At 69.3% G+C, this 11510-nt stretch carries 10 protein-coding genes; 4 read left to right on the plus strand and 6 right to left on the minus strand.

The window, feature by feature from the left end; translation table 11 throughout:
* Positions 1-15 precede the first annotated feature (15 nt).
* The 6 genes from BM199_RS28600 to BM199_RS28625 form a co-directional block, all read right to left on the minus strand.
* On the minus strand, positions 16-1950 hold the full coding sequence (locus BM199_RS28600; RefSeq protein WP_091678047.1) for a glycoside hydrolase family 84 protein: 1935 nt from the start codon (positions 1948-1950) through the stop codon (positions 16-18).
* 152 nt (positions 1951-2102) lie between these two features.
* The gene (gene groL / locus BM199_RS28605) at positions 2103-3737 is read right to left on the minus strand and encodes a chaperonin GroEL (protein WP_091678050.1); all 1635 of its coding nucleotides are present in this window, start codon (positions 3735-3737) and stop codon (positions 2103-2105) included.
* A gap of 379 nt (positions 3738-4116) precedes the next feature.
* Positions 4117-5637, minus strand: a complete 1521-nt coding sequence (locus BM199_RS28610; protein ID WP_177242839.1) for a serine/threonine-protein kinase — start codon at positions 5635-5637, stop codon at positions 4117-4119.
* An 87-nt stretch (positions 5638-5724) separates the two neighbouring features.
* Positions 5725-5931: a cold-shock protein gene (locus BM199_RS28615; RefSeq protein WP_091678055.1), complete on the minus strand. Its 207-nt coding sequence runs from the start codon at positions 5929-5931 to the stop codon at positions 5725-5727.
* A gap of 338 nt (positions 5932-6269) precedes the next feature.
* Positions 6270-6872 carry an AIM24 family protein gene (locus BM199_RS28620; RefSeq protein ID WP_091678058.1) on the minus strand — a complete coding sequence of 201 codons (603 nt, stop codon included), beginning with the start codon at positions 6870-6872 and terminating at the stop codon, positions 6270-6272.
* A 122-nt stretch (positions 6873-6994) separates the two neighbouring features.
* On the minus strand, positions 6995-7672 hold the full coding sequence (locus BM199_RS28625; protein WP_091678060.1) for a TIGR00266 family protein: 678 nt from the start codon (positions 7670-7672) through the stop codon (positions 6995-6997).
* Between the two features lie 95 nt (positions 7673-7767).
* Between BM199_RS28625 and moeA the strand changes: the two genes are divergently transcribed.
* From moeA to BM199_RS28645, 4 genes are all read left to right on the plus strand, one after another.
* Positions 7768-9024, plus strand: a complete 1257-nt coding sequence (moeA, locus tag BM199_RS28630; protein ID WP_091678063.1) for a molybdopterin molybdotransferase MoeA — start codon at positions 7768-7770, stop codon at positions 9022-9024.
* 26 nt (positions 9025-9050) lie between these two features.
* Complete coding sequence (locus BM199_RS28635; protein ID WP_091678066.1) at positions 9051-9323, plus strand: GlsB/YeaQ/YmgE family stress response membrane protein; 273 nt, start codon at positions 9051-9053, stop codon at positions 9321-9323.
* 428 nt (positions 9324-9751) lie between these two features.
* On the plus strand, positions 9752-10516 hold the full coding sequence (locus BM199_RS28640; RefSeq protein WP_091678069.1) for a phosphatidylserine decarboxylase: 765 nt from the start codon (positions 9752-9754) through the stop codon (positions 10514-10516).
* A 6-nt stretch (positions 10517-10522) separates the two neighbouring features.
* Positions 10523-11509, plus strand: coding sequence for a CDP-alcohol phosphatidyltransferase family protein (locus BM199_RS28645; RefSeq protein WP_091678071.1), 987 nt, complete (start codon positions 10523-10525; stop codon positions 11507-11509).
* Position 11510: the final 1 nt, after the last annotated feature.

The following is an 11510-nucleotide window of genomic DNA, read 5'->3' on the forward strand; positions in this document are numbered from 1 at the left end:
TCCATCCGGGTTAAGTCAGCCGGTTGACAGGAGCGCGGGCGCCTGCGCGATGAACGTGTCCAGTACCCCGTCGGCCACCTTGATCGGCCCCTGCGGCCTGGTCGTGCCCGGAATCGTCCGGATGGCCGACGCCTGCTCGGCCGACTCGGCAGCCCTGGCGAAATGCGCATCCGCCGAATCGCCTGCCTCGCCTGCCGCCAGCCCGTCCACTGTCGCCTGCAGCGACTGGCCCCACAGTTGTAGCGCGTCCAGCCATGGTTCGGTCTGCGCGATGAAGGCGGGGTCGTCCACCCCCGCGCGGATCCGCGCGGGCGCCGCGGCCAGCAGGTCCACGTACGGCCGCAACTCCCGTAGCGCGGCCTTGCGCTGCTTGGGCTCCTGCCACGCCGCACGGAACTCGTCCAACACGCCCCGCAGTACCGGCGCCTGCGGCTGCCACGCGTGCTCGCCGAACGTCGGAGCGAGGTGCTGTGTGTCGAAGAAGGCGAGCAACGCGCGCGCCGTCACGTCATCGCCGCCCGCCAGGTAGTCCGCCGCGGCACGCCAGGTGCGTTCCGGGTCGTAGTCCTGGTCGTTCCAGGCGAAAGAGGCACCGCCGAACAGTGCCACCTTGCTCGGTGCCGCCTGGTTCATCGGGTTGAGCACGATGCCGCCGAGCGCCTCGTGCAGGCCCGCCTCACGCTTGTCGTACGGCGCGAGCAGCAGCCGTCCCGTGGTCTGGCCGTAGTCGTTGACCGGGTAGTTGTCCCACAGGAAAACCTTGCGCCCCCACACCTGCGCCGCCTGCCGGGCGTCGGCGACGCTGATCGCCGGCGGCACCACGTCCGTTCCGGTCCATTGCACGACGATGCGCTCGTCGAGCGTCTCCCGCAGCACCTTCTTGTACGGAGAGTCCTGCACATCGGCGTACTCGGTGGGCACCATCTGCAACGCCTTCGTTCCGTCGAGCGTGTCCAGGTAGTCGCGCTGGACGGCGTTGAGCAGGTCGGCCTGCGCATGCCCAGCCGCTTCCCGCCCCGGCGCGCCGTACTTCTGCTCGTCGGCCGCGCAGTTCCACTCGGTGTAGCTGATGTCGTCCAGCGCGATGTAGAAGCTGCGTGCGCCCTGTTCGTAGAGGGAGCCGAGCTTGCCGGTCAGGCTGCGCAGGTCGGCCGGGTCGCTGTAGCAGATGGACAGCCCTGGAGAGAGCGCGTACGTGAACTGCACGTGGTGGTAGGCGGCGGCGTCGATGAGTTCCTTCAGCCGCCCCAACTCCTCGGGCGGGTAAGCCTCCCGCCACTTCTCCCGCAGGTAGACGTCGTCTTTCGGGGTGTAGATGTAGGTGTTGGCCTTGACATCGCCGTAGAAGGCCAGCTGGTCGAGCCGATCGGCATGCGACCACGGAGCGCCGTAGAACCCCTCGATGCTCCCCCGCAGCGCCATCAGCGGATGGTCCACAACGGACACGGCTGCGATGCGCCGGTGCTCGGCGAGCTGCCGGAACGTCTGAGCCGCGTAGTAGACGCCGTCGTCGTCGTTACCTGCCAGGGCAAACACGCCGCCACCGCCGTAGGCCCTTCCGGCCAGTGAGTACCCCTCAGGGGCCAGGTCGGCGGGACGTTCACCGCCGGCCTTCTCCAGCGCCGCGGCGACCACCGGGTCGTCGATGGTTCCGAGCACCACCGTCAGCGCCGCCCGCCCTGAGGTCCGGATCTCCCGCGCGCCCGCCGCCTCCAGTGTCGTGCGCACCAGGTCCTGGCTCGCCCGGTCGGCACCGGCGCCCGAGATGACCGCGACCTCCGCCGGGACCCGGACCGCGCGCCCGTTGGCCTGCAACTGCTGCGGCGTCGGCGTGATCACCGGAAGCGACGCGCCGGTCGGCGCCGCGACGGGCTCCGCCGCCGCGATCGAGGACGGCAGGACGAGCGCGAGCCCGATGGCCAGCACGGCGCGGGCGATTCGGGAAGACATGGTCCAGACCTTTCCCCGAAGTGGGCTGTGTGTCAATCGACCGTTCGAAGATCGGCAACGGCCGGACACACAGAGGGACCCGGCCCCGCCGAAGCGGAACCGGGTCCCTGTGTGTAGCTACTCGACTGAACTTCAGTCCGGTGCGAAACCGATCAGAAGTCCATGCCGCCCATGCCACCGGTCGGGTCGCCACCGGCCGGAGCGGCACCAGCCTTCTCCGGCTTGTCAGCGATGACCGCCTCAGTGGTCAGGAACAGCGCCGCGATGGAAGCGGCGTTCTGCAGCGCGGAGCGCGTGACCTTGGTCGGGTCCGGCACGCCGGCCGCGAGCAGGTCCTCGTACTCGCCCGTGGCGGCGTTCAGGCCGTGGCCCTGCGGCAGGCCCTTGACCTTCTCCACCACGACTCCGCCTTCGAGGCCGGAGTTGACCGCGATCTGCTTGAGCGGGGCCTCGACCGCAACCTTCACGATGTTGGCACCGGTCGCCTCGTCGCCCTCGAGCTTGAGGCCGGCGAAGGCAGCCTCGGCAGCCTGCAGCAGAGCCACGCCACCACCGGCGACAATGCCCTCCTCGACGGCGGCCTTGGCGTTGCGCACCGCGTCCTCGATGCGGTGCTTGCGCTCCTTGAGCTCCACCTCGGTGGCGGCGCCGGCCTTGATGACGGCAACGCCGCCGGCCAGCTTCGCCAGGCGCTCCTGGAGCTTCTCGCGGTCGTAGTCGGAGTCCGAGTTCTCGATCTCCGCACGGATCTGGTTGACGCGACCCTGGATCTGGTCGGCGTCGCCCGAACCCTCGACGATGGTGGTCTCGTCCTTGGTGATGACGGCCTTGCGGGCCTTACCCAGCAGGGAAAGGTCAGCGTTCTCCAGCTTGAGGCCGACGTCCTCGGTGATGACCTGGCCACCGGTCAGGATCGCGATGTCCTGCAGGATGGCCTTGCGGCGGTCGCCGAAGCCAGGCGCCTTGACGGCGACGGACTTGAACGTGCCGCGGATCTTGTTGACCACCAGGGTCGCCAGGGCTTCGCCCTCGACGTCCTCGGCGATGATCAGCAGCGGCTTGCCGGACTGGATGACCTTCTCCAGCAGCGGCAGCACGTCCTTGACGTTGGAGATCTTGGAACCGAACAGGAGGACGTAGGGGTCCTCGAGCTCCGCTTCCTGACGCTCCGGGTCGGTCACGAAGTAACCGGAGATGTAGCCCTTGTCGAAGCGCATACCCTCGGTGAGCTCGAGCTCGAGGCCGAAGGTGTTGCTCTCCTCGACAGTGACGACGCCTTCCTTGCCGACCTTGTCCAGCGCCTCGGCGATCAGCTCACCGATGGTGCGGTCAGCAGCGGAGATCGAGGCGGTAGCAGCGATCTGCTCCTTGGTCTCGATCTGCACGGCGGCCTTGTGCAGCTGCTCGGTGACGGCCTCGACGGCCTGCTCGATCCCACGCTTGAGGGCGATGGGGTCGGCACCGGCTGCGACGTTGCGCAGCCCCTCGCGAACGAGGGCCTGGGCGAGCACGGTGGCGGTGGTGGTGCCGTCACCCGCGACGTCGTCGGTCTTCTTGGCAACTTCCTTGACGAGCTCGGCCCCGATCTTCTCCCAGGGGTCCTCGAGCTCGATCTCCTTGGCGATGGAGACACCGTCATTGGTGATGGTCGGCGCGCCCCACTTCTTCTCGAGCACGACATTGCGGCCACGGGGGCCGAGCGTCACCTTGACGGCTTCGGCGAGGGTGTTGAGGCCGCGCTCTAGACCGCGGCGGGCGTCCTCGTCGAACGCGATCAGTTTGGCCATTGCGGTGTGGTCCTCCGATATTGGGCGCTACCAGCGAACAGCCGACTTCTCGGCTGCCCGCTGCAGCAGGACACGTCCTCGGCCAGGCTCGGTGCCCGCGACGGACGACGGAGTTCCCGCGGGGATTCCCGCAAGAACACAGCCTCACCGTCCCGACCTTCAGGCGAGCGGTCGGCGACCACCCGCCTAGCACTCGACGGCGTCGAGTGCCAATCTCGGTTTTAGCACTCTCCGGATGAGAGTGCAAGGAGGGTTGTTCACAAGTCTGCAGACGGGGCCGCCCGGAGGGTGGCCGTGGCTGCCGACCGCAGGTGAGTCTGGTACGTGCCGCACGTGGGCGGTGAATAACCCGAGTTTTAGATAAGACACAGCAGGGTGGTCAGTTTCCGGGCACTACCGGGATGGATGTGGGCGGCGGGTTATCGGGGCGGGACGACTCGTTGCCCCGATTCGGCGCGGACTCGCCAGGACCGACGGGAATCTGCGGAGCGGTCGCGCTCGGCTCGGCCGGGGGCGTGCCGCCGCTGCCCTTGTCGTCGTCACCCCCGAGCACCAGCACCAGTGTGAGGACACCGCCCGCGACGACCACCACCGCGACGAGCAACCAGATGATCCACTTCTTGCCACCACCACTCGGCGGCTGGGTGAAGGCCGAACCACCGGCCGGGGCGGGCGGGCGGAGCCGCATCGGATCACCCTGCTGCGGCCCGTACCCGTGCGGATGCGGCTGCTGCCCCACAGGGCCCTGCTGCCTCGGGCCCTGTGGTTGGCCGTAGCCGGGCACGAAACCGTGCGGCGGCGTGCCAAGCCCCTGCGGTGCGCCGGAGCCGTATCCGGGCGGCGGTCCCTGCTGGTGCGGCTGCCCCTGCTGACCCTGCTGCCCGTAGCCGGGTGGGGGTTGCGTGCCGTGCGGCGGTCGGCCGTTGGGCTGCCCCTGCTGTCCTTGCTGCCCGTACGGCTGCACCGGCGTCCCCTCTCCCTGTCGTGCGGGACCACGGGGCCCTTCGCCGTGGCCCATGGCGTTGCCTGCCTGGGCCGCCGACGCGACCGGGACATCCTTGCGGGTGAGGGCGGACCTGGCCGCCGAGATGAGTTCCCCGCAGCTGCCGTGCCGATCGTCGGGAGTCCGTGCCATGCCTCGCCGGATTACTTCGTCGATGGGCGCAGGCAGCGCGGCCGCCCTGGCCGCCGACGGCGGCTCGCCCCCGAGATGGCCCTTGATGACATTCGGCACGTCACCCTGGTAGGGCGGCCCGCCGGTCAGGCAGGCGTAGAGCACACAGGCCAGTGCGTACTGATCGGTGCGTCCGTCGAGCGGTTCACCCCGCAGGTGCTCTGGAGCCGCGTAGGTGGGCGAACCGAGAAAATCCCCGCCCCTCGTGCGGTGGCCCGTCGCCCCGCGCCGGGTCAGCCCGAAGTCGGCGACGTAGACATGCTCGCGCGCGGACTCCCTGCTGGTGACCAGCACGTTGGCCGGCTTGACGTCGAGGTGGACCAGTCCCCTGCCGTGCAGTGTGTCCAGTGCGTCGGCGACCTGCTCCAGGAGACCCACCGCGCGTTCGGGGGCCATCGGCCCCGCGCTGATCAGGCTCGCCAGATCGGACCCGTCGACGAGCCGCATGGCGATGTACAGCATGCCGTCGAGTTCGCCGAAGTCGTACAACGGCACGATGTTCGCGTGATCGATGGCCGAGGTGTTGCGCGCCTCGTCGACGAACCGCTCACGGAACTCGGCATCCGCCCCGAGGTGATCCCCGATGACCTTGAGCGCCACCTTGCGACCCAGCCGCACGTCGGTGGCCTTGTACATCACGCTCATGCCGCCCTTGCCGAGCACACCGTCGATGCGGTAGTTGCCCAAGCGGCGACCGGTGAGGTCCCCCGACACATCGCCTGTCACGCCGCGAAGCCTAACGCGCCGTTGGGCAGGCTACGCGGAGCGTCTCCTTTTGCCAGGAGGACTGTGCCGGGGCACCGGCAGCGCAGCTCAGGAGACCTTGCGGACGTCCGCGGCCTGACTCCGGCCGTCCCGGCCTGCCTGCACCTCGAACTCCACTCGGTCCCCCTCATCGAGGGTGCGGAATCCGTCGGCCTGAATGGCCGAGTAATGTACGAACACATCAGGGCCTTCCGGGGACTCGATGAATCCGTAGCCCTTTTCCGAGTTGAACCACTTGACCGTGCCGACAGCCACGGCGTCCTCCTTGGATACAGCCGAAAACGACGGCGGCTGCGCCCCGCCGTCGCGTGAAAGCTTCGATCACGCTACCGGAATAACGGCAGCGAGCAATGGGCAACTCGTTTCGAATTCAGCCAACCTCGGCAGTCCCCGTCAACGCCCGTTGGAGGCAGTTGGCGGCATTGTTGATCTTACTTGGGGGTACTTGCAGGCGCTCCATGTCCCTGGAACCGCACTTTCCCGGGAAAGTGCGGTTGCGACCGGGTCTTACGCGTGTCGGCGGACTCTGCCCAACTGCCTCGCTCGTACCTCGCTCCGCGTGCAACGGCCCGCCCTCACCAACCGACCGGGTCTTACGCGTGTCGGCGGGCCTGGACCAACACCGTGCCCGGGCCGGCGAAGTCGAGTTCGAGACCCTCGCCGGTGCGTACGGACTGTGGGCCCGCGGGGTCGATCGCACGCAGGCGGCACTGCAGCGAATCCGGGTAGGCGACCAGGAAACCGGGGCTCACCGTGATGACCTCGCCCCGCTCCAGCGTGAGCGCGTCCACCGGACCTGCCGAGGCGAGCACCAGCTGACCGTGCCCGCTGAAATGCTCGAGGAACCCGGAGTCGGCGCCGAACAGGGACTGCAGTGGCGGCCACGTTTCGTCCGACCGGATCGTCGGCGGGCGGGCCAGCACGACGTTCCTGGCGACCGACCAGCCGGTGCGACCGTCGAAGCTCAGCGCGTACACGTCGCCGGGGTGCCGCGGCGCCAGGTCGACCCAGCCGCCCTCCGCGGGCGCGGTGAAAACCGTCGGTCCTCGTCCTCGCGCGCCGCGCGCCTGCTTTGACTCGCCCAGTCCGAAGCTGCTCGCGACCTTCGCCTCGGCATCTGCCTGCACGGCCTCACCGGCCGACAGCACGACACGGGCCACGCCGAACGTCGGCGTGTGCCTGGTCTGAACCTCCATGCTTCCTCTTCCCGCCCGGGTTCGACGTCTGCCGCAGCACCCGCCTCAGCGTCGTTGGTAAACGCGCGTCACGATCGACTCGGCGGGGCTCGGACTTGGGAACGGTACTCACCAACAGGCACTCAGCGGCTGGGCACCTGCGCGACGATCCAACTCGACAGCGCACTCGGGTTCCGCGTCTGGGTCAGCACCTGCCCCGGCCCCGCGAAGTCGAACACGAGCCCCTCGCCGCTCTTCAACGACTGGATCATGCCCGAAGCCACCTTGCGGGTCTGCGACTGAACCGTGTCGGCGTAGGCAACGACGTGCCCGGAGTCGATCGTGATCATCTCGCCCTGCTGCAGGTTCACCGTCTCCAGCGCGCCGTAGCAGGCCACCACGAGCGGGCCCTGGCCCGTGGCGTGCGTGAGAAATCCGCCCTCACCACCGAACAGCTTGCCGAAGCCACCCCAGCGGGTCTCGGTGTGCACGCCGTGCGAGGACGCCAGCCAGGAACCCTTGGTGACGCACCATCCGGTCCGCCCGTCCATGTTGATCAACTGGATGTCGCCGGGCAGGTTCGGCGCCACATCCACCCAGCCGCCGTTCTGCGGTGCGGTGTAGGTGGAGATGAAGAACGACTCGCCGGAAAGGAACGCCCTCCCGAGCCCCTTCATCACCCCGCCCTGCGAACTCGACTGGACGTGCACGCCGTAGCTGGTCGCCAGCATCGCCCCCGCCTCGACCTGCGCGGGCTCGCCCGGCGCGAGCAGCAGCCTGGCCACGGCGAACGACGGCTGGTGACGGACCTGTACCTGCATCGACTCTTCCTCTCCCCACCCGCGATCCCACGCGGACCCAGCGCGAACGCGGGGAGAGTCTTGCATGCCGGAGGGCTCGGGGGAGGATAGTCGGCGTGATCTCCGTCGAAGACCATCTCGCCAAGGTGAGAGCCCTGCTGTCCCGTCCCGCAGGCGTGGAACTGCCGCTGGCCGACTGTGCGGGCAAGGTGCTCGTCGCCGACGTCCAGGCCGGTGTTTCGCTGCCACCATTCGACAACTCGGCGATGGACGGCTTCGCCGTGCGCTCGGTGGATGTGGTCGGAGCAAGTGCGGAGAAGCCCGCGGTGCTCCCGGTGGTCGCGGACATCCCCGCCGGCCGCACGGACGTTCCCACGCTGCTGCCCGGCACCGCACATCGGATCATGACCGGCGCCGCCATGCCGTCCGGTGCGGACAGCGTGGTCCCGGTGGAGCACACGGAGACCGGCGCGTGGGCGGACAGCGACCAGGACAGCGAACCGGCCGTCCGCGTGCTCGCCGGGGCCGCTCCGGGTGCGCACGTCCGCAGGACGGGTGAGGACGTCACGAGCGGTGCTGTCGCGCTGTCCGGGGGAACCGTGCTGGGGCCGGCGCACCTCGGCCTGGCGGCTGCCGTCGGCCTCGACCGGCTCACGGTCCATGCCGCGCCGAAGGTGCTCGTCGTCTCCACCGGCTCGGAGTTGGTGTTGCCGCCCGAACCACTGCGACACGGACAGATCTACGAGTCGAACAGCGTGATGCTGACGGCCGCACTGCGCGGCCTCGGCTGCGAGGTGGAGACCGTGCGCAGCGTCGCCGACGACGTCGAGACGTTCCGGGCCGCCATCGAGCCGAAGCTGGCCACCACCGATCTCGTGGTCACCTCCGGCGGCGTCAGCGCGGGAGCGTACGAGGTGGTGAAGGACGCGCTCACCGGCATCGGTGTGGAGTTCGCCAAGGTCGGGATGCAGCCGGGCGGGCCACAGGGCTGTGGCCGCTGGAACGGCGTTCCCGTGGTGACCCTGCCGGGCAACCCGGTCGCGGTCCTCGTCTCGTTCGAGGTCTTCCTGCGGCCCGCGCTGCGCACGGTGCTCGGCCAGCAGGACGTGCAGCGCACGAAGGTCCCAGCCCGGCTCACCGAGACCCTGACGTCGCCGCGGGGCAAGCGCCAGTACCGCCGGGGCTACTACACCGCTCCCGACCGGGCCGACTCCGCCGACTCGGCCCTGGTGACCGGTGTCGTCGGCCCGAGGGGCGGACCGGGCTCGCACCTGCTGGCCGCGTTCACGCAGGCGAACTGTCTGATCGTGCTGCCCGAGGACCGCACGGAAGCGCCCGAGGGCAGCGAGGTGGAAGTGCTACTCCTCGGCTGATCACCCGGTCGCAGTAGCGTGGGGCCATGGGCTTCTTCTCCTGGATCATCTTCGGTGCACTGGCGGGCTGGGCGGCGAACCTGGTGGTCGGCGGGCGCGACCGGCGCAAGCAGGGCTGCCTGGTCAGCGTGCTGGTCGGGATCGTCGGCGCCACCCTCGGCGGACTGATCTACCAGCTGATAACCGGAAACGAGAAGACGTTCGAGTTCGACCTCGCCAGTTTCGGCGTCGCCGTCCTCGGTTCGGTCGTGCTACTCGGCGTTCTCCGGCTGGTGCTGGGCGGTGCGCGTCGACGTTGACGGGCTGTGACGTTTCGTAACGTTTTCCACACTTCGGGTTATCAAGCGCACGTCGAAGGCGCTACGATCATCAATTCACCCCAACGGATTGACGGCCGGGCGCATGCGCCGTCGGGGGGTGGATGCGCCCGGCCGGTCCGTGTTTCCCGCCGCTGGCGTAGCGTTGCCTCCCGTTGTGGCGGCCGTGGATAATCGCCGTCACCACTCCCAGCAATGGCACATTGTCAAGAGCCTGTTGGTGAAGGGAGCAATGTGGCTACGGTGCGCCAGAGAACGCGCGCGGCGGAGCCCACGAGCGAGGAGGCGGGGCGTGTGACGTGCTGTGGTGACGTTCCACTCCAGGTCAGAGCCCCTCCGAGTCGATCGTGACGCGCGTTTGCCAACAAACTAAGTCTTCGGACCACGACAGCACGGGGAACCCCGATCACATGAGCGCCGCTTCGAAAGCGCCCGTCCCGCCGACCACCGACGCACCGGCAGGCAACAGCCTCACCCACGCCCTGCAACTCGCCCGCGCTGCCGTGCCCCCGATGCACCCCGCGGGCAGGCCCTTCGTTCTCGGTGGCCTCGCGGCGAGCCTGGTGTTGCGCAAGTTCTCCAAGCGCCTCGGTGGCATCGCCGCGCTCGGGACGGCGGCGACCGCACTGTTCTTCCGCGAGCCGAAGCGAGTACCGCCGCCCGGCACCGGCCTCGCCGTCGCCGCCGCGGACGGCGTCGTGTCCCTGATCGAGGAAGCCACTCCGCCACCCGAACTGGGGCTGCCCGCCACTCCACGGATGCGGATCAGCGTCTTCCTCTCGGTGTTCGACGTCCACGTGCAGCGCCTGCCTGCCACGGGCACGGTGCGGCGGATCGCCTACCGGCCCGGCAAGTTCCTTTCCGCCGACCTGGACAAGGCCAGCGACGACAACGAGCGCAACTCGGTGCACCTGCGCACCGACGACGGCCACGACCTGGTCGTCGTGCAGATCGCCGGCCTCGTCGCTCGCCGGATCGTCTGTCAGATCAACGAGGGTGAGCAGGTGCGGGCCGGTGAGACCTACGGCCTGATCCGGTTCGGTTCGCGGGTGGACCTCTACCTCCCAGAGGGCAGCCGGGTCATGGTCAGCGTCGGTCAACGCACCATCGGCGGTGAGACCCCGCTCGCCGCACTGCCCCCGGTCTCGGCGGCGTCGATCGCTCCGGAGGGCTGAGCGGTGATGGCACGGACAACACCCGGTGTCCGGTTGCTGCCGAACGCGATCACGGTGCTCGCGCTCTGCGCCGGGCTCTCCGCGGTGCAGTTCGCACTCACCGGGGACTACCTGCTGGCGATCGGCGCGATCGGCGTCGCCGCAGTGCTGGACAGCCTCGACGGCCGCATCGCCAGGATGCTCGACGCGACCTCCAGGATGGGGGCCGAGCTCGACTCGCTCTCGGACGCGATCTCCTTCGGCGTCGCACCCGCGCTGGTCCTCTACGTCTGGCAGTTCAACGGTGACCGCATCGGCTGGATCGCGACGCTGATCTTCGCGGTGTGCATAGTCCTACGACTCGCCCGGTTCAACACGCTGCTCGACGACACGGAGCAGCCGCCGTACGCGAGCGAGTTCTTCGTCGGCGTGCCCGCGCCCGCGGGTGGCCTGCTCGCGCTGCTTCCGTTGATCCTGACCCAGCAGTTCGGTGATGGCTGGTGGTCCTCCGGCGTCGTGGTCTGGCTCTGGACGGTGGCGATCGCCGCACTGTTGATCAGCCGCATCCCGACGCTGTCGCTGAAAACGGTCAAGGCACCCGCGAAGGCGGTCGCCCCCCTGCTTGTCGGCGTCGGCCTGCTCGCCGCGGCGATCATCCAGTACCCGCTGATCGCGCTGGCCGCCGCGCTGGTGCTCTACCTGGCCCACGTTCCCTACTCGGTGCGCCGCTACTACTGGCTCGCCGGGCACCCCGAGGCATGGGACGTGCCCGCCCGCGAGCGCAGGGCGATCCGCCGGGCGCGCAGCCAGCGGAGGCTCGGCCTACGGCCGCCACTTCGACGCAGGGTGGCGGGAGCGGCCCGCCGGGCGGTACGAATGCCACGGCACGAGGACCAGCATGTCGCGAGGGTCCCGAGGACGCATCCGCCGGAGCCGCAGGGCCGCGTGTCCGACCACGGGCGGCGGCGCAGCTGGCGGCGAATCGGCCTGCGCCAGCGAGGCAGACAGGACTAGG

It is taken from the genome of Amycolatopsis marina, from assembly GCF_900111885.1.
Taxonomy (GTDB): domain Bacteria; phylum Actinomycetota; class Actinomycetes; order Mycobacteriales; family Pseudonocardiaceae; genus Amycolatopsis; species Amycolatopsis marina.